Origin of the sequence: Kordia zhangzhouensis (assembly GCF_001005305.1) — a bacterium.
Taxonomy (GTDB): Bacteria; Bacteroidota; Bacteroidia; order Flavobacteriales; family Flavobacteriaceae; genus Kordia; species Kordia zhangzhouensis.
In genome coordinates, this window is sequence record NZ_LBMH01000011.1 from 68,982 (window position 1) to 88,306 (window position 19,325).

The following is a 19,325-nucleotide window of genomic DNA, read 5'->3' on the forward strand; positions in this document are numbered from 1 at the left end:
GAAATTTTTATAAAACGTTTCTTTTTTGTACATCTTCGTATTAAAGAAAAGCTTTTCAAAGCGAGCTAAAGTACTTTTGAATTTAATCTTAAAAAATAACAGGCAAAAAGTATATATTCGTGATTTTATAATTGGTGTAAAATATTTACAATATCTGAACGTTTTCAGTAAAGATTTTAGTTACTTTGTCACATGCAGAAAAAAATCCTCTTATCCTTTTTCTTGTTGATTGCTATGGTAGCTTCTGCTCAAATAGGTGGAAGATATACATATCAATTCTTAAATTTGGTTTCGTCACCAAGACAAGCAGCACTTGGAGGAAAGGTTATTACTAATTATGACAAGGATGTAAATCAAGCCTTGTTTAATCCTGCAAGTATCAACTATAACATGGACAATCAGTTATCATTGAATTATGTTAACTATTTAGGAGATGTCAATTATGGTTCTGCGGCATATGCCTACACTTGGGATCGAAGAGTACAAACCTTTCATGCAGGTGTTACTTATGTGAGTTACGGACAATTTGATGGTTATGATGAACAAGGAAATGAAACAGGAAGTTTTTCAGGTAATGAAGTCGCATTATCGTTAGGGTATGCGTATAATATTCCTTGGACAGATATTCATGTTGGAGCCAATGCGAAATTCATAAGTTCTACACTAGAACAATACAACTCTTTTGGAGGAGCACTTGATCTTGGAATCATGTATATTAATGAAAAACTTGAATTCAATGTGGCATTAGTTGCTAGAAATTTAGGAATTCAGTTTTCTACTTATGCAGGTATGCAAGAACAATTGCCTTTTGAACTCATATTGGGTTTATCTCAAAAATTGGAACATGTGCCAATTCGCTGGCATCTAACTTTTGAAAACTTGCAACAATGGAATATTGCGTTTGCCAATCCAAATAGAGCAGAGCAATCCATAGATGGTAGTGAAACACAGGAAAAAGTAACATTTCTAAAAAATTTAATTCGACACACTGTTGTCGGAATGGAATTATTTCCAGACAAAGGATTTAATATACGTTTGGGATATAATTTTAGAAGAGGAGAAGAGCTGAAGATTGTAGATCAACGTAACTTTTCAGGAATTACTGCAGGTTTTGGACTTAAAATCAAAAAGCTCAAATTTGATTATACATATGCGCGTTATGCAATTGCAGCAAATACAAGTCTATTTGGTGTAACAATCAATCTGCAATAAATATATTTGCAAAACCAAACTTCAATAGGGGCTAAAAAAGATGAAAAAAATTACCATAGCCATTGATGGCTTTTCTTCTACTGGAAAAAGTACCATTGCTAAACAATTGGCACGAGAACTAGAATATATTTATGTAGATACAGGAGCAATGTATCGAGCGGTGACACTTTACGCAATGCGTAAAAACTACATCAATACAGATAACTTTTTTGTGAACCAACTAGTAGAAGATCTTGACAAAATTGAACTTACATTTGTATATAATGAAAAAGAAGGATACGCTGAAATGTATCTCAATGGAGAAAATGTTGAAAAAGAAATCAGAACGATGGAGGTTTCCGATTTTGTGAGTAAAGTGGCAGCTGTTCCCGAAGTACGTTACCAATTGGTAAAACAACAACAAAAAATGGGCAAAGGTAAAGGTGTTGTAATGGATGGAAGAGATATTGGAACGGTTGTTTTTCCCAAAGCAGAACTCAAGCTATTTATGACAGCTTCTCCTGAAAAAAGAGCGATACGTCGTTATAAAGAATTGCTAGACAAAGGAGAAAAAGTAAAGTATGAAGAAGTATTGCGGAATATTCAAAATAGAGATTATATCGATTCTCATAGAGAAGATTCTCCATTAAAAAAGGCGGAAGGAGCCATTCCAATAGATAACAGTGATATGGGGCTAAAAGAACAATTTGAACGTATTCTAAGTTTAGCCAAACGAATTATAAATGCATAAAAAAAGCTTCCTTTTAGGAAGCTTTTGTGTGTGATGTATTTCTTAATTAGACAAATGAGGAATAATCAACTCTTGTCCTGGATGAATTACATCTGGATTTTTTAAAATGTGAGTATTCGCATTAAAAATAGCATTATATTCCATAGGATTTCCATAATAATGCTTAGCAATTTTACTCAAAGATTCTCCACTAGCCACAGTATGACGGTGAAAAACAGTATCATCAGCAACTTTAATATCAGCTTCGATATCTTGAGGTAATTCACCTCCAACTTTTTTAATCTCGTCCCAAAGTAGGTTTTTTTCGTATTGTGTGTTAGCGATACCTTTTACTTTCAATACTCCATTTTCTTCTTGTACATCTCCTTCTTGGATTGCTAACTTTTCTCCTAAGTCTAAAACGCTCTGATATTTAGATTTTACGCTCATTCTTTTATTATTTTAATGATTAATACCCTAAAGATAAATCAAAAAAATAGAAACTATGTTATAAAACTGTTACAATCTAATTTTTCGATGAACACCCAAAATCAACGACTAAATTGATTAAAAACAATACATTTGAACACTATTAGTTTGTAAATCAAAATAATAATAGTAATTTTGCACTCCTTTTTAGCATGATAGAGAATCAGAAAGGGAAATATTAGAATGTATAAAATATAACAATCTACTGCTTTTACATGCGAAGAATCTCTAAATGAGCAGTATACAAATTAATATCAGCAAATGGCTGAAGAAAACAAAAACACAGACGTTCAGGACGTTAAAAATCCAGAAGAATTCTTAGCAAACTTTAACTGGCACAATTACGAAGAAGGAATTGACCAAGTAGAAGATGAAAAATTGGAAGAATTCGAAAAATTAGTAGCAGAAAATTTCGTTGATACAGATGATGATGCTGTAGTAGATGGAACTGTAGTAAGAATGACTGACAGAGAAGCAATTATTGATATCAATGCTAAATCTGAAGGTGTAATTTCTTTAAACGAATTTCGTTACAATCCAGACTTAAAAGTAGGAGACAAAGTAGAAGTATTAATTGACGTTCGTGAAGACAGAACAGGTCAGTTAGTATTATCTCACAGAAAAGCGAGAACTATTAAAGCATGGGATAGAGTAAATGCTGCTCATGATAATGGTGAAATCGTGAATGGTTTTGTAAAATGCAGAACTAAAGGAGGTATGATTGTAGACGTATTCGGAATCGAAGCGTTCTTACCAGGATCTCAAATTGATGTAAAACCAATTAGAGATTACGATCAATACGTAAATAAAACAATGGAATTCAAAGTGGTTAAAATTAACCATGAATTCAAGAATGTGGTAGTTTCTCATAAAGCACTTATCGAAGCAGATATCGAAGAGCAGAAGAAAGAAATTATCGGTCAATTAGAAAAAGGTCAAGTATTAGAAGGAGTTGTGAAAAATATCACTTCTTACGGTGTATTTATTGATCTTGGAGGTGTTGATGGATTAATCCACATTACAGATCTTTCTTGGTCGCGCATCAACCATCCAAATGAAGTTGTTGAATTAGACCAGAAATTAAACGTTGTAATCCTTGATTTTGATGATAACAAATCGAGAATTCAATTAGGATTAAAACAATTAAGCGCTCATCCTTGGGAAGCTTTAGATTCTGAGTTAAAAATCGGAGATAAAGTAAAAGGTAAAGTAGTAGTAATTGCTGATTACGGTGCATTTATCGAAGTTGCAGAAGGAGTTGAAGGATTGATTCACGTTTCAGAAATGTCTTGGTCAACACACTTACGTTCTGCTCAAGATTTCGTAAATGTTGGTGATGAAGTTGAAGCGGTAATCTTAACATTAGATAGAGAAGATCGTAAAATGTCATTAGGTATTAAGCAAATGACACCAGATCCATGGACTGATATTACTAATAAATACCCTGTAGGTTCTAAGCACACAGGAACTGTGCGTAACTTTACTAACTTTGGTGTATTCGTAGAATTAGAAGAAGGTATTGACGGATTAATTTATATCTCTGACTTATCTTGGACTAAGAAAGTGAAGCATCCATCTGAGTTTGTTGCTGTTGGTGACAAATTAGATGTAGTTGTACTAGAATTAGATGTAGAAGGACGTAAATTAAGTTTAGGTCACAAACAAACTACAGAAAATCCTTGGGATAAGTACGAAGATGAGTATGGTGTAGGAACTACGCATACTGCTGAAATTACAGATACGAACGACAAAGGAGCAACAATTACATTAAATGATGATGTAGTAGCCTTTATTCCTTCTCGTCACTTAGAAAAAGAAGACGGTAAGAAATTGAAAAAAGGAGATTCTGCAGAATTCAAAGTAATTGAATTCAACAAAGAATTCAAAAGAGTTGTCGCTTCTCATACTGCTATTTTTAGAGAAGAAGAGCAGAAAAATGTACAAGCAGCTGCTAAGAAACAACAAGTTGCAGAAAAAACTACACTTGGTGACTTAGACGCTTTACAAGAGTTAAAAGACAAAATGGAAGGAAATAATTAATCATTCCTAACATTCAAATCTTATATGCGAAAGCCGTTTCATTTATGAAACGGCTTTTTTGTTTTTAAACATTTTATGGGTATCTGTAACTTAAAGTGCATTACGTTCAATTAAAAAAAGTGCATATGCATAAATTGGCAAAATGTGTGTAGCGTGAAAGGAAAAAATCCCAAAAAAATCTGTACTTTTGTGTTCCAAATAGCATTTGGTACTAGCACTATGAGTCAAAAAATCTTATTGAACTCAACTGAGATAGGAATTATTCTTCATCGATTGGCATGTCAGCTTATCGAAAATCATCTTGATTTTTCAAATACAGTCCTTATTGGTATCCAACCAAGAGGAATTTATCTTGCGGAACGTCTTACACAGATTTTACAAAATGATTATCAAGTTAAAGATATAGAATTGGGCTATCTTGATATTACTTTTTACCGAGATGATTTCCGTCGCAACGAAAAAATTTTGGAGGCAAATAAAACAAAAATCAATTTTGTAGTAGAAAACAAAAAAGTAGTCTTTATAGATGATGTTTTATATACAGGTAGAAGTATTCGTGCTGCTCTAACAGCTATTCAATCATTTGGACGTCCTGAAGAAATTGAACTCTTAGTGTTAATCGATAGACGTTTTAGTAGACATTTGCCGATTCAGCCTAATTATCGTGGCCGACAAGTAGATGCCATCAATAAAGAAAAAGTAAAAGTGAATTGGTCTGAAAATGATGGTGAAGACATGGTATATCTTATTAATCAAGAAAAAGACAAGTAGAAATGAGTGAATTGAGTGTAAACCACTTGCTAGGAATTAAATATCTTACAGAAGAAGATATACAACTCATTTTTGAAACGGCTGATCATTTTAAAGAAGTGATCAATCGTCCTATAAAAAAAGTGCCTTCTTTGCGTGATATTACAATTGCAAACTTATTTTTTGAAAATAGTACGCGGACTAAGCTATCATTTGAATTGGCAGAAAAACGACTTTCTGCAGATGTCATTAACTTTTCCGCATCACAATCGTCCGTAAAAAAAGGAGAAACACTTATTGATACAGTCAATAATATCCTATCTATGAAAGTAGATATGGTAGTAATGAGACATCCAAATCCTGGTGCAGGTGTATTTTTATCTAAAAATGTAAATGCTAGTATTATTAATGCAGGAGATGGCGCACATGAACATCCTACACAAGCTTTGTTAGATTCGTATTCTATTCGTGAAAAGTTAGGGGATGTAGCGGGAAAAAACATTGTAATTGTTGGTGATATACTACACAGTAGAGTTGCATTGTCAAATATTTTTGCATTAAAACTTCAAGGAGCCAATGTGAAAGTGTGCGGGCCAAAAACATTATTACCAACGTACATAGAGAGTTTGGGCATTGGTGTAGAAACTAACCTTAGAAAAGCGCTAGAATGGTGCGATGTTGCCAATATGCTTCGAGTGCAAAACGAGCGAATGGATATAAGTTATTTTCCATCTACTCGTGAATATGCACAACAATATGGAGTAACCAAAGCATTGTTGGATTCGCTAGATAAAGAGATTGTGATTATGCACCCAGGACCAATCAATCGAGGTGTCGAAATTACAAGTGATGTGGCCGATTCTAAGCAGTCTATCATTCTTAACCAAGTAGAAAACGGAGTTGCTGTACGAATGGCAGTTATCTATTTGCTGGCTTCTAAAATTAAACAATAAAGACTTTTTTCGATTCTTTTGAGTGTATCTTACAAAAAATCAAATTGTATTTTTTTGTAAAAATATGCGTTAATTTTTGTAAATTGGAAATACGTCTTTCAATAAGATGTTGCCTAAAAACCCTCTAAATTTTTAATTATGATTTTAGACAAGCAAGAAAATGTTCTTGTCATTACACAAGAATCTGCAAATACAGTTGAACTTGTAAAAAAGATTGAAGCACGTTATGATGAAATAAAACACTACAATATCATTGTAAATCTTTTTTCTCTTGGAGATTTGACACGAGAAGATTTAGTCGAATTTTTACAACTGTCAAAAAAGCACCGACAAGAGAAACACTCTTTTGTTATTGTGACTAATAAAATCAGTACCGACGAATTGCCAGAAGCAATCATGACTGTCCCAACATTACAAGAAGCGTATGATATTATAGAAATGGAAGAGATAGAGCGCGATTTGGGATTTTAATTTTTGAATGATTATTAACAACGAATGAAATTAACCATACTTGGCTGTTATGCAGCTACACCTACAAAAAACACTAACCCAACAGCACAAGTTTTAGAAATACGCAATCATATTTTTTTAATTGATTGTGGAGAAGGAACACAAGTTCAATTGCGTAGAAGTAAGGTTAAATTTGCTCGAGTTAAGCACATATTTATCTCTCATTTACATGGAGATCACTTTTATGGGTTAATTGGTTTAATCTCAACATTTATGTTGTTGGGAAGAACTACAGATTTGCATATTTATGGTCCTAAAGGTCTCAAAGAATTAACACTGCTGCAATTAAAACTTACAAAGTCATGGACAAGTTACTTGTTAATTTTTCACGAATTAGAAAGTGACCAAGCAGAAGTACTTTTTGAAGATGATAAAGTAATTGTAACGACGATTCCGCTACAACATCGAGTATATGCTAATGGTTTTTTATTTCAAGAAAAACCAAAAGAACGAAAATTAAATATCAATGCTGTTTTAAACTATGAAATCGATAGATGTTACTATCAAAACATTAAAAATGGCAGAGATATTACCCTGGATTCAGGAGAAGTAATTCCTAACGAAAAACTAACTTTTGATCCGCCAAAACCTAAAAGCTACGCTTTTTGTAGTGATACCGAGTATTTCCCTCAAATAATAAATCAAATAAAAAATGTAGATGTGTTATATCACGAATCGACATTTTTAGATAAACACGATCAGTTGGCAGCAAAAACAAAACATACCACTGCAAAACAAGCAGCAGTTATAGCAAAGGAAGCAAATGTTGGTCAACTAATCTTAGGACATTTTTCTACACGTTACGATGGTCTTCATCTTTTTGAAGAAGAAGCTAAAACTGTTTTTAAAGACGTTATCCTAGCCGACGATGGAAAAGTGTTTGAATTTGATTAATATTTATGGGAAATGATTTTAAATGAAAAAAAAAGAATTTATATCACAAACCTACTTCTTGTAGGTTTTGCCTATCTCATAAGTAACAGTTGTCAACATAGAAAAATTCCTGTTGAAGCAATAGATGAGCAAGCATTAATCCATAAAATTGAGGAAAATCTAAATAAAGACTTTGAAAAAGCCATTCAGTTTTCAAATGAGCTAATGGTATATGCATTTGCCAAAAATGATAGTGCAACCATAGCAAAAGCATACTTGCATAAGGGAATCGTTCTTACGAAAAAAGGAGTGTATCAAACAGCAATTGATACGCTTAATAGAGGATTAAAATTCATGGGAAACAAAAATCTTCCTGACAAAAACCTTCTCTTACTTCGAATCGGAAATGCATATGTATTAGATAAAAAAGACGACATCGCGCTTAGGTATTACACGCAAGTATACGAAGACGCTTTTACACACCATAAGAAAAAAGATCTTCTAAAAGCTGCGATCAATATTGCTAAAATAAAACGCAATGCTGGCAATTACGAAGAAGCGCTGGAAAACTATAAAACATCTTACGAGAAAGCGGTAGAATTAGATATGAAAAAACCGCTAATTGCGCGTACATTAATGGGAATTGGCGGAACGTTCTTAACATTACAGCAACCTGATTCAGCTTTGTACTACAGTAAAAAAGGATACGAGATAAGTCATTCCATCGACGATAAAGTAGGAGAAAGCTATTTCAATGTTGATTTTGGGATTGCTTATTATCTAAAAGATGAATACAAAACTTCGTTGATTTACCTTAACAAAGCTAAAACCTATATGGAAAGTATAGGAAACAAAAAGCGTTTGGCGGAGACACTTTTTTATATGGGCGCTTGTCATTATCGTTTAAAAGATTACGCAACAGCAATTGAGTATTTAAAAAATGTGATATTGGTTGCAAATCAATCTGAAAAAGTAGGAAATGATGAATTCAAACCCTTACAACTGATTGAAACCTACGATTTTTTGTCAAAAAGTTATATTGCCTTAGGCGAAACGACACAATCACGTTTCTATGAAAATGCTCGAAAAGAAATTGAGCAAATCACAGACAAAGAAAACAATAGAATCAATACCACACTACTAAAAAACGAATTGCGCATCCGCGATAAAGTTATTGCGAATATCAATCGTACTACAACGCATTACAAATATACCCTTGGTTTAGTGATGATTATCTGTGTAGCTTCAGTTTATTTTGTCATTTATTACAGAAGAAAAGCAAAGCGTAATAAAGAAAATTTTGAAAAACTCATCCAAAATCAAAAAACAACCACTCAAAATGAGCATATAAAAACAAATAAGATTAAGATTGATGATGATAAAGTTGCACTTGTCTTGAAGAATCTTGACAAAGTTGAAACACAGGAATACTTTCTTGATTGTAACTTTTCATTGGCAAATCTAGCAAAAAAGGTAAAGACAAATCCAACATACTTGACCAAAATTTTGAAAGAGGAAAAAGGGAAAACTTTTTATCAATATCTTAATGAACTTCGTATTAACTATGCAATCAATCGATTAAAAACAGATGGGCAATTTCGAAAATATGCAATTAAGCATATTGCTCTAGAAGTTGGCTACAAAAGTCCAGAATCGTTTACTAAACATTTTAAAAAAGCAACAGGAATCAATCCGTCATACTACATCAAAGAATTAGAAAAGCGTATAGAAGTACAATAATTAAGGATGGCTGTTATGCAATAGAATACCTTAAATTATCCAATTTAAGGCAATTCTAAATTTAAGTATTTGCTAGAATTTATAGTTTTAAGAAATTAAAATAATTCACATTCAATTTATTATGAAAAAAGTAAACAAAAGAAAACTACAATTCTCAAAAATTGCTGTAGCAATCATTCAAGAACTTCAGCTCAAAGCTATTAAAGGTGGTACTGAGCCAGTGTCGGCACCAATGTCACAAGAACCCGATCAAAATGGAATTTGTTTTGCAGAGAAATAATTAAAGGATATTCAAAGGCAACGTAAATCATCTAATTTGGTTTAGTCCTGTTTTTTTGAGAGTACATTCCTTTCTAATTTGGCAATACCAATCGATTGGAAAGGTGAAACCGACAACCTAATAAAATAGCGGTAAAATTAAACACTATAAACATGAAAAAAGTAAAAAAAATCAGGTTACTCTTAAACAAAACTAAAATTTCTCAAGTGAATAAAAATACAATAGTTGGTGGAGGAGAAACATATCCTTGTCCGCACACATATGGACAAACATGTACTTCTACGTTGCCTCCTACGGTATTAAACTGTGATGATGCTCCAAGTGAATTTGGAGGAAGTTGTACATATGAAAAACCAGAATAATCTTTGCGAATTATTAAAAAGACAAGAGGCAACGAAAGTTGCCTCTTTTTTTGTCAATATATTTTGTGAAAACTTAACGTAAAAGCCGACTGTTTTACTTCTCATTACGAATGAAAAACTGTAAATTGCATTCACAGTATCATATGAAAAGCTAAGGAAGAGAAATAGATGAAACAAGACTTAAGTGATTACAGAAAATCGTACGAAAAAAGTGAACTGTTAGAAGAAAACTGCCCTGAAAATCCAATCGAAATGTTTCGCAATTGGTTTTTGGAAGTAGAAAAATCAGAAACTGTAGCAGAGGTCAATGCTATGACCATTAGTACTATTGGGTTAGATGGTTTTCCTAAAAGTAGAGTGGTATTACTTAAAAAATACACATACGAAGGTTTTATATTTTACAGTAATTACACAAGTGAAAAAGGAAAGGCTATTGCTGCCAACCCTCATGTTTGTCTTTCGTTTTTTTGGCCAGCGATGGAACGACAAATTATCATCAAAGGGATAGTAGAAAAAATAGCAACGAATTTGTCGGATGGTTATTTTGAATCACGTCCTAGAGGTAGTCAATTAGGGGCATTGGTATCTGACCAAAGTAATGTGATTCCTTCGAGAGCGTTTTTAGAAGAGAAATTAGAAAAACTGGAAGAATCTTACGAAGGAAAAGAAATAGAGCGTCCTTTACATTGGGGCGGATATATTGTAAAACCTCAGGAAATGGAGTTCTGGCAAGGAAGAGCAAATCGTTTACATGATCGTATTCGGTACCAATTACAAGAAGATTTTATTTGGAAGATAGAACGTTTAGCACCTTAAAAAAAAGAATTGTATTGAAAACTTTAATCATAGTACGACATGCAAAATCATCATGGGAATATCCTGTAGATGATAAAGATCGTCCACTCAAATTACGAGGGATAAAAGATGCACATTTGGTGGCCAATCACATTGTTAAGAAAATAGAAACACCAGATATAATTTATTCTAGTATCGCAAACCGTGCATTGCACACCTGTGCCATTTTTACAAGATGTTTAAATTACTCCTTTAATAAGGTAGTCATAAAAGAAGGAATGTATGATTTTGGTGGTTCTGGTCTACTAGAAACCATAAAAATGTGTAATGATGAAGTAAATACACTCATGGTTTTTGGACATAATCATGCAATCACAGCAGTTGTAAATACATATGGAAGTAAGCTGTTTGAAAATGTACCGACAAGCGGTGCTGTGGTAATTCAATTTGACACTCAAGCTTGGAAAGATATTGACGAAGGTAAAACAATTCTAAAAGTATTCCCTAAAGACTTAAAATGACAACAGACCAAAATAAATACATTAATAGAGAAATAAGTTGGCTACAATTCAATGGTCGCGTATTACAGGAAGCAGCTGATAAAACTGTACCGTTGATTGAGCGTTTACGTTTCATAGGAATATTTTCAAACAATTTAGATGAATTCTTTAAAGTTCGGTACGCAACTGTAAAACGAATTGCCCAAGCAGGAAAAGGAGGAAGAAGTGTGCTTGGTGGAGCAAAAGCAAAAGATTTGTTAGAACAGATTACCAATATGGTAATCAAGCAGCAAACAGAAAGTTTACGAATTTTAAATGAAGTACAAAAAGAACTTGAAAAGGAAAATATTTTTATTATTAATGAAAAAAAAGCCTCTCCAAGTCAAAGTGCTTACATAGAAAAATACTTTATTGAAAAAGTAAGTCCCGCGTTAGTGACGATTATTTTGGATGATATTGATGAAATGCCAAGTTTAAAAGACAAAGCGGCTTATCTGGCTATTCGAATGGTAATGAAAGAACAAGTGAAAAATACCAAAAAAGTCACACGTTTTTTTAAGCCGAAAGTAAAAAAAGTAAAATATGCCTTGATTGAAATTCCAAAAACAATCGATCGTTTTATTGTATTACCTAATGATGGAGACAAAAAGTATATTATTATTCTTGACGATTTAATTCGTCATTCACTAGCGAATATCTTTAGTATTTTTGAATATGAAAGCTTCTCGGCGCATATGATTAAAATTACACGAGATGCTGAATTGGACATTGATAATGATTTAACAAAGAGTTTTATTCAAAAAATATCTACCAGTGTAAAAGGCAGGAGAAGTGGCGAACCAGTACGTTTTGTATATGACAAGACAATAGACAAAGATACGTTTGAGTATTTGCTTCAAAAAATGGGAATTGACGATATTGATAGTCTTATACCAGGTGGCCGCTATCATAACCGTAGAGACTATATGTCGTTTCCAAGTTTAGGAAGAGAAGACTTACTTTACAAAACCTATCCGCCATTACCCATAAAAGGATTGAGCCTAGAAGGGAGTATTTTTGAGAAAATTGCCCAAAAAGATTATCTTCAATTTGCCCCATACCATACATTTAGTTACGTAGTGCGTTTTCTTCGTGAAGCGGCATTAGATCCTAAAGTAAAAAGAATAAAAATTACAGTATACCGTTTGGCAAAAATCTCTCATGTGGCGAGTTCGCTGATTAACGCTGTGAAAAATGGTAAAAAAGTAACAGTTCAGATTGAATTACAAGCTCGTTTTGATGAAGAAGCCAATATTAAATATGCAGAGCAATTGCAAAGTGAAGGGGTTCATTTAATTTTTGGTGTCCCAGGATTGAAAGTTCATAGCAAAACCTGTGTAATTGAACGACAAGAAGGGCGCAAAACGGTTCGTTATGGATTTATAAGTACAGGAAATGTAAATGAATCTACGGCAAAAATTTATACTGATTATACATTATTTACTGCAGATCAAAACATATTAAAAGAAGTCTCAAAAGTGTTTGATTTTTTTGAGATTAATTACAAAGTGGCAAAGTATAAACACTTGATGATATCACCACATTATACACGAAACGCACTATATAAGCTTATTAATGCCGAAATAAAAAATGCTGCCGAAGGCAAAGAAGCATATATCAAAATAAAAGTCAACAGTTTATCAGATTATAAAATGATTGATAAATTGTATGAAGCAAGTAGAGCAGGTGTTAAAATTCAATTGATTGTTCGCGGTATATGTTGTTTAATTCCAGGGGTCAAAGGAATGAGTGAAAATATTGAAGCTATTAGTATTGTAGACAAGTTTTTAGAACATCCTAGATTGTTTATCTTTGGAAACGAAGGTGACCCTAAAATCTATATTTCTTCTGCCGATTGGATGACGCGAAATATTGATAAAAGAGTTGAAGTAACCTGTCCAATATATGATGAAGATATTAAAAAGGAATTGTTGGACACGTTCAATATTGGTTGGAGTGATAATGTAAAAGCTCGTGTGTTTTCTGAAAAACAGGACAATGCATATCGTAAAAACCAATTGATAAAAGTTCGTTCGCAATTTGCTACTTACGATTACTATTTAGAAAAATTATCAAATTAAAAAATAAAAAAGTATCCATTTTGAGAATTAGAAAATTTGCTGCCATTGATATTGGATCGAATGCTATACGATTGTTAGTTGCAAATGTGATTGAAGAAGATAGCAAGCCTCCGAAGTTTAAAAAAAGCTCGTTGGTTCGTGTACCAATTCGTTTAGGACAAGACGTATTTACCAATGGGGAAATTACCAAACACAATGCGCAACGAATGATTAATGCGATGAAATCGTATCGGTTGTTGATGGATATTCACGGCGTTGAAGATTATATGGCATGTGCAACTTCTGCCATGCGAGAAGCAAAAAATGGAGCAGTTATAGCTGAAAAAGTCAGTAAAAAAGCAGGAATTGATATCCAGATTATCGATGGAAAACGTGAGGCACAAATTATAGCTTCTACAGATTTGCATGATGTGATTGAAAAAGAAAAAGATTACCTCTATGTTGATGTAGGTGGTGGAAGTACAGAATTCACTATTTTTTCTAATGGTAAAATAAAAGTTTCTCGTTCTTTCAAAATTGGTACTGTACGATTGCTCAATGAAATGGTAACTCCTGACGATTGGAAAGATATTGAAAAATGGATTAAACGAAACACGAAAGACCTTAAGCGATTGTCATTAATAGGTTCTGGAGGAAACATTAACAAGCTATACAAAATGTCAGGAACAACTATTGGCGAGCCACTCTCATATATTTATCTAAATGCACAATATCAATTTTTGCAGAGTTTAACATATGAAGAACGTATTTCTGAATTGGGACTTAACCCAGATAGGGCAGATGTAATTATTCCTGCAACTCGAATTTACCTTTCTGCATGCAAATGGAGTGGTGCAAGAAAAATATATGTTCCTAAAATTGGTTTGTCAGATGGTATTATAAAGACATTATTCTTCGAAACGTCGAAAAAAGAAAAATCTATCTCTAATATCATTAACAAATAAAAAGCCAATTACTATTTTTAAAAAAAGAATGATTGAATTGTAAGTGAACTAACCCAAAGATTTAAAGGATGAAAAAAATATTCGTATGCTCATTGTTGTTATTTTCTTTTTCTCTGTTTTCACAAGAAATTGAATCTGAAGAAGAAAAAGAGGTTCAAAGTTACGTAAGTACCGATACCGAAACAAAGTATGGTTTTAAAGCAGGCATTAATATTTCAAATTACAACAGTACCAATTTAGACGATATCCAAGAAGGATTGAACGATAGTAGAATAGGTGCTGTATTTGGTTTTTTTATAGATATGCATGTTGCGGGAAAAATACGTTTTCAACCTGAATTCCTGTATTCTGCTCAAGGCGCTAAAGAAGAAAATTTACGTGCCGATTATTTACAGTTGCCACTTATGTTTAAAATTGAACTTACAGAGTTTTTAAACATTCAACTAGGACCACAAGTAGGAGTGAAAGTTCACGAATTTGAAGATAGCTTTAAAAACTTTGATTATGCAGTAAATGGAGGCATTGGATTGGATATTATTGAAAACATCTCGTTAGAAGCTAGATACAGTTTAGGTTTGGCAGATATGTTCGATGAAAATAGAGCGCCAAATTTGGAAGGAAAAAATGCAGTGATTCAAATAGGCGTTACCTATCGGTTGTAACTATAAATATGCATCGTTTTACACAGGTAAAACAGTTTAGTTAAAAATAAAAACATCCAATTTAAAAGGTTTAATTGGATGTTTTTTTATATCAAAACCATAAGGTCTTTATAGAGCTACGTAGGGTTCTCTAGCCATGCATTGTTTCTTTCTTACCTAAATCTTTCATGATTTCTGCTTCAAAATCTAACAAGGATTGCCATTTTTTGTCCACTTCTTCGCGATTACCATATTGTCTGGCAAATCCTAAAAACATAGTATAGTGATTGGCTTCACTAACCATAAGGTTTCTATAAAAAGTAGCTAATTCTTGGTCTTCCATATGTTCTGAAAGTAATTTAAAACGTTCACAACTTCTGGCTTCAATTAAAGCAGCGTATAACAATCGATGTGTTAATTGTGTTGTGCGACTTCCTCCTTTTGGAAAAAACTGAGTTAATCTGACTACATATTCATCTTTACGATCACGACCAAGTGTCCAGCCTCTAGCCAGAATTTTATCATGTACCATTTTAAAGTGACTTATTTCTTCTTTAACCAATGCAATCATGGCTTCTACCAATTCAGGATATTCTGGAAAGCTCACAATTAGTGAAATTGCCGTACTTGTCGCTTTTTGTTCACAAAATGCGTGATCTGTTAAAATTTCTTGAACATTTTTTTCTGCAATATTAACCCAACGTGGATCTGTTGGAAGTTTCAAGCCTAACATGTGGTTGTTTTTTAAATTTCTAAATCAAAATCTTTACGTAAGCGCTCAACTAAAGGATTAATCTCACGTAAGCGTTCGTATTTATCTCTTGCACCAAAAATATATTTTTTTTCAGTTGTTTCGTTGACATCAATTTCTAAAGAAACATCATAATTATTGAGTTCACTTCGAATATATTCTAACAACGGATATTGTGCACGCTCTATCTCAATACGCATAGTTTCATTGGGAAGCTCAAGCCAAATAACAGTTTGCTTTTTTAACTTTGGAACGTCTGTAGCAAGTAAAGAAGCCATGATTTTTTCTCCTTTTTCATCCAATTTTTCTACATATGCATCCCATACTTCAATCATTTGTTCTTCAGTGAAAGAATCTTTAGGAAGATCTTTTTGATCTTTTACTTTACTTTGCTGTTTCTTTAAGTGTTCTTGTTTGGCTTTGATACTCGACAATGACAAGCCAGATACTCTATTTTTCATCATAGAAATATCTATTTTTGGCTTTGGTGGAGTTGGAATTGCTACGTTTGGAAGTGTTTGTTTTACTTCCGTAGATGGTTTCTCAGTTGCAGTTGTTGTAGGAGTAGCTTTCGACTTGGATTCGTGAACAACAGTTTCAATTCGATTTTCATCTTTACTCAACACTTTTTTACTGTGCGAAATAAAAAATGTAGCAGGAATTATAAACCGATTGCTATTTTTTTTTTCTCCATCATAATTGATAGAGGCTAATTGCATCAAACAAAGTTCAACCAGTAAACGTTGATTTCTACTAGTTTTATATTTCAAATCGGAATCATTTGCCAACTCAATTCCTTTCATTAAAAACGAATGAGATGTTTTTTGTGATTGCTCTAAATATTTCTGTTTCGTTTGTTCACCTACTTCTAGTAGTGGAATAGTAGCTTGATTTTTACAGACTAAGAGATCTCTAAAATGAGAAGCAATACCAGCAATAAAATGATGACCGTCAAACCCTTTTGATAACGTTTCATTAAAATCAATCAATAATTGCGGAATATTATTTTCAAGCATCAAATCAGTTGCTTTGAAATAGATTTCGTAATCTAAAACATTCAAATTTTCAGTTACTGCCTGACGTGTCAGTTGTTTTCCTGAAAAACTTACGACTCTGTCAAAAATTGAGAGTGCATCACGCATGGCACCATCTGCTTTTTGAGCAATAATATGTAAGGCGTCATCATCAGCTTCTACACCTTGACTTTCTGCTATGTACTTTAAATATTCTTTAGCATCTTTAACACCGATACGTTTAAAGTCAAAAATTTGACAGCGAGATAAAATTGTAGGAATAATTTTATGTTTTTCGGTGGTAGCTAGAATAAAAATAGCGTGTTTTGGAGGCTCTTCTAAAGTCTTTAAAAAGGCATTAAAAGCTGCTTGAGATAACATATGTACCTCATCAATAATGTATACTTTGTATTTCCCTACTTGTGGAGGAATTCGAACTTGCTCAATAAGGTTTCGAATATCATCTACTGAATTGTTTGAAGCAGCATCTAGCTCAAAAATGTTGAAAGCAAAATCTTCATCTGGGTTTTCAGTACCATCCTGATTAATTTTTTTTGCTAAAATACGGGCGCACGTTGTTTTTCCTACACCACGTGGACCACAAAAAAGCAAAGCTTGTGCTAAGTGACTTCTTTCTATAGCATTTTCTAAGGTATTCGTAATCGCCTGTTGTCCAACAACATCCTTAAATGTTTGTGGTCTGTATTTACGCGCTGATACGATAAAATGCTCCATAGAAATAGGGTAATTTTTTAAGAGACAAATATAGTAATACAATATCAATTGTACCTTGTGCTATAATATGAACTTCTTCTTTTTTATCAACAGTTATACGAAAGAAATAGAAAGTATTTTTTAATTTTTATTTAAAAAAGATGCTCTTTCGTTTAAAGCATGTATTTTTGCGGTTAGCAGGCTACCTTATCGCTGCTTCTAATAGAAGGAGAGGAAAGTCCGAACACCGTAGTGCATTGTAGCGGATAACATCCGTCCGTCGAAAGGCGAGGACAAGTGCAACAGAAAGTATGTACAGGTAATGCTGTAGTGAAATCAGGTAAACTCTACAAGGTGCAATGCCATGTATATGAGCGATTGAGAGCTGCACGTTCGATGCTCAAGGGTAGGCAGATAAAGAGTATTGGTAACAATAATTTTAGATAAATGATAAGGCTTGACAGAATTCGGCTTATAGCCTGCTTTTTTAAGTTATTTTCTTCTATTAACTAGGTGTTAGTTGAATATATGATGAACTCGTGAATTTTACTAATGATAAAGAGATTTTGATGTAATCTGTAAAATAAAAAGAGAGAACCGCATACGATTAAATTTGAAGAAAACTTAGTATTAACTTAATAATTCACATATGAAAAAATGATACAAATTTTGATAGCGAATTCTCTCCTTTATTTTTTGCACTAACATCTAAATTCTTTATGAAAAAGATTTAAATAAACTAATTTATCTTTCGAGTAAAATTAGTGTGGTTTTTCTTGATTTTAAATAAAAAACTTATACGATTTGTAAGGTAAAACCGTATTAATTATCGAAAAATCTTAGCAATACCAATATCCAGTACTTGGGTCATAACAATCAAAACATCTACCATTCTGACAAATTTGGTCAATAGTACAGTCTGATTGTGATGAACATTTTTTAGCAGGTCTGATTCCTCCCAAAATATTTTTTTGAGAAGTCTTGCTTAATTCATTTGTTCCTTGAAGGTTACGAATACTTTTTAACATAATTTACTAGTTTTTAGTTACGTAAGTAAAGGTAAACAATCTATGAATCAGATGTGTACGGTGATTCCGTAGTAATACTATTGTATAAAAAAATCTTCCGAAGAAGACTTTTTTTATACTATCATTATGTAATTGATTTTATTCAGATTGCAATTTACTCTGCCATGGTATGATACACATTTTGTACGTCATCATCTTCTTCAAGTTTTTCAAGAAGTTTTTCAATGTCAGCCATTTGCTCTTCATTTAACGGCTTGGTAACTTGAGGAATGCGTTCAAAACCAGAGGACAAAATTTCGATCTCTCGATTTTCTAATTCCTTCTGAATAGCTCCGAAACTTTCAAAAGGAGCGTAAAGTAAAATTCCGTCATCGTCAACAAAGACTTCTTCTACACCAAAGTCAATAAATTCCAATTCTAATTCTTCAGGATCTTGTCCTTCAGCAGGAATACGAAAGTTACATGTATGATCGAACATGAATTCGACAGAACCTTGTGTGCCTAAATTTCCATCACATTTATTAAAATAACTACGAACATTGGCAACAGTTCTATTGTTGTTGTCTGTTGCAGTTTCAACTAAGACCGCAATTCCGTGAGGTCCGTATCCTTCAAATAATACTTCTTTATAGTTTTCCGTGTTCTTATCAGAAGCTTTTTTTATTGCACGCTCAATATTGTCTTTTGGCATATTGGCAGCTTTGGCGTTCTGAATTACTGCACGCAATCTTGAATTTGTTTCAGGATGTGGTCCGCCTTCTTTTACAGCCATGACAATATCTTTTCCGATACGTGTAAACGTTTTTGCCATTGCAGACCAGCGTTTCATTTTACGGGCCTTTCTAAATTCAAATGCTCTTCCCATGTGCGTGTTTTATTTTAAATTTTTACAAATATATAG

At 33.0% G+C, this 19,325-nt stretch carries 19 protein-coding genes and 1 other RNA gene; 16 read left to right on the forward strand and 4 right to left on the reverse strand.

Annotated elements, in window-relative coordinates:
- Positions 1 to 192: 192 nt before the first annotated feature.
- Together porQ and cmk are read left to right on the forward strand one after the other, a co-directional pair.
- Complete coding sequence (porQ, locus tag AA088_RS14765) at positions 193 to 1,212, forward strand: type IX secretion system protein PorQ (protein WP_046745800.1); 1,020 nt, start codon at positions 193 to 195, stop codon at positions 1,210 to 1,212.
- Between the two features lie 40 nt (positions 1,213 to 1,252).
- Entirely contained in the window at positions 1,253 to 1,942 is a 690-nt protein-coding gene (gene cmk / locus AA088_RS14770) for a (d)CMP kinase (RefSeq protein ID WP_046745801.1), read from the forward strand.
- Positions 1,943 to 1,984: 42 nt separating this feature from the next.
- Here cmk and AA088_RS14775 read toward each other — a convergent pair whose 3' ends face one another.
- Positions 1,985 to 2,371 carry a LysM peptidoglycan-binding domain-containing protein gene (locus AA088_RS14775; protein WP_046745802.1) on the reverse strand — a complete coding sequence of 129 codons (387 nt, stop codon included), beginning with the start codon at positions 2,369 to 2,371 and terminating at the stop codon, positions 1,985 to 1,987.
- 300 nt (positions 2,372 to 2,671) lie between these two features.
- On the opposite strand from AA088_RS14775, the gene rpsA reads away from it, so the two are divergent.
- From rpsA to AA088_RS14835, 13 genes are all read left to right on the forward strand, one after another.
- Entirely contained in the window at positions 2,672 to 4,450 is a 1,779-nt protein-coding gene (rpsA, locus tag AA088_RS14780; protein WP_046745803.1) for a 30S ribosomal protein S1, read from the forward strand.
- Between the two features lie 219 nt (positions 4,451 to 4,669).
- A complete protein-coding gene (pyrR, locus tag AA088_RS14785; RefSeq protein ID WP_046745804.1) occupies positions 4,670 to 5,221 on the forward strand; it encodes a bifunctional pyr operon transcriptional regulator/uracil phosphoribosyltransferase PyrR in 552 nt (183 codons plus the stop codon).
- 2 nt (positions 5,222 to 5,223) lie between these two features.
- The gene (locus AA088_RS14790; protein WP_046745805.1) at positions 5,224 to 6,153 is read left to right on the forward strand and encodes an aspartate carbamoyltransferase catalytic subunit; all 930 of its coding nucleotides are present in this window, start codon (positions 5,224 to 5,226) and stop codon (positions 6,151 to 6,153) included.
- A 138-nt stretch (positions 6,154 to 6,291) separates the two neighbouring features.
- Complete coding sequence (locus AA088_RS14795) at positions 6,292 to 6,624, forward strand: hypothetical protein (protein ID WP_046745806.1); 333 nt, start codon at positions 6,292 to 6,294, stop codon at positions 6,622 to 6,624.
- A 24-nt stretch (positions 6,625 to 6,648) separates the two neighbouring features.
- Positions 6,649 to 7,557, forward strand: coding sequence for a ribonuclease Z (locus tag AA088_RS14800; protein ID WP_046745807.1), 909 nt, complete (start codon positions 6,649 to 6,651; stop codon positions 7,555 to 7,557).
- A gap of 12 nt (positions 7,558 to 7,569) precedes the next feature.
- A complete protein-coding gene (locus tag AA088_RS14805) occupies positions 7,570 to 9,276 on the forward strand; it encodes a tetratricopeptide repeat protein (protein ID WP_046745808.1) in 1,707 nt (568 codons plus the stop codon).
- A 121-nt stretch (positions 9,277 to 9,397) separates the two neighbouring features.
- Entirely contained in the window at positions 9,398 to 9,556 is a 159-nt protein-coding gene (locus tag AA088_RS18450) for a class I lanthipeptide (RefSeq protein WP_157547254.1), read from the forward strand.
- Between the two features lie 152 nt (positions 9,557 to 9,708).
- Complete coding sequence (locus AA088_RS14810) at positions 9,709 to 9,918, forward strand: hypothetical protein (protein WP_046745809.1); 210 nt, start codon at positions 9,709 to 9,711, stop codon at positions 9,916 to 9,918.
- A gap of 168 nt (positions 9,919 to 10,086) precedes the next feature.
- Positions 10,087 to 10,734, forward strand: a complete 648-nt coding sequence (gene pdxH / locus AA088_RS14815) for a pyridoxamine 5'-phosphate oxidase (RefSeq protein ID WP_046745810.1) — start codon at positions 10,087 to 10,089, stop codon at positions 10,732 to 10,734.
- A 14-nt stretch (positions 10,735 to 10,748) separates the two neighbouring features.
- Positions 10,749 to 11,234 (forward strand): SixA phosphatase family protein, encoded by a 486-nt coding sequence (locus AA088_RS14820; RefSeq protein ID WP_046745845.1) that lies wholly within the window; start codon positions 10,749 to 10,751, stop codon positions 11,232 to 11,234.
- On the forward strand, positions 11,231 to 13,333 hold the full coding sequence (gene ppk1 / locus AA088_RS14825; RefSeq protein ID WP_046745811.1) for a polyphosphate kinase 1: 2,103 nt from the start codon (positions 11,231 to 11,233) through the stop codon (positions 13,331 to 13,333). The genes AA088_RS14820 and ppk1 overlap by 4 nt, the downstream gene beginning before the upstream one ends.
- A gap of 17 nt (positions 13,334 to 13,350) precedes the next feature.
- Complete coding sequence (locus AA088_RS14830) at positions 13,351 to 14,277, forward strand: Ppx/GppA phosphatase family protein (RefSeq protein WP_046745812.1); 927 nt, start codon at positions 13,351 to 13,353, stop codon at positions 14,275 to 14,277.
- A gap of 68 nt (positions 14,278 to 14,345) precedes the next feature.
- The gene (locus AA088_RS14835) at positions 14,346 to 14,939 is read left to right on the forward strand and encodes a porin family protein (protein WP_046745813.1); all 594 of its coding nucleotides are present in this window, start codon (positions 14,346 to 14,348) and stop codon (positions 14,937 to 14,939) included.
- 130 nt (positions 14,940 to 15,069) lie between these two features.
- Here AA088_RS14835 and miaE read toward each other — a convergent pair whose 3' ends face one another.
- Both miaE and AA088_RS14845 read right to left on the reverse strand, forming a co-directional pair.
- Positions 15,070 to 15,651, reverse strand: a complete 582-nt coding sequence (gene miaE, locus AA088_RS14840) for a tRNA-(ms[2]io[6]A)-hydroxylase (protein WP_046745814.1) — start codon at positions 15,649 to 15,651, stop codon at positions 15,070 to 15,072.
- A gap of 11 nt (positions 15,652 to 15,662) precedes the next feature.
- The gene (locus AA088_RS14845) at positions 15,663 to 17,417 is read right to left on the reverse strand and encodes a DNA polymerase III subunit gamma/tau (RefSeq protein ID WP_046745815.1); all 1,755 of its coding nucleotides are present in this window, start codon (positions 17,415 to 17,417) and stop codon (positions 15,663 to 15,665) included.
- Between the two features lie 173 nt (positions 17,418 to 17,590).
- Here AA088_RS14845 and rnpB point away from each other — a divergent pair.
- An RNA gene (gene rnpB, locus AA088_RS17780) (RNase P RNA component class A) lies at positions 17,591 to 17,886 on the forward strand.
- A 692-nt stretch (positions 17,887 to 18,578) separates the two neighbouring features.
- Here the strand turns inward: rnpB and AA088_RS14850 are convergent.
- Entirely contained in the window at positions 18,579 to 19,289 is a 711-nt protein-coding gene (locus AA088_RS14850; protein ID WP_046745816.1) for a YebC/PmpR family DNA-binding transcriptional regulator, read from the reverse strand.
- Positions 19,290 to 19,325 lie beyond the last annotated feature (36 nt).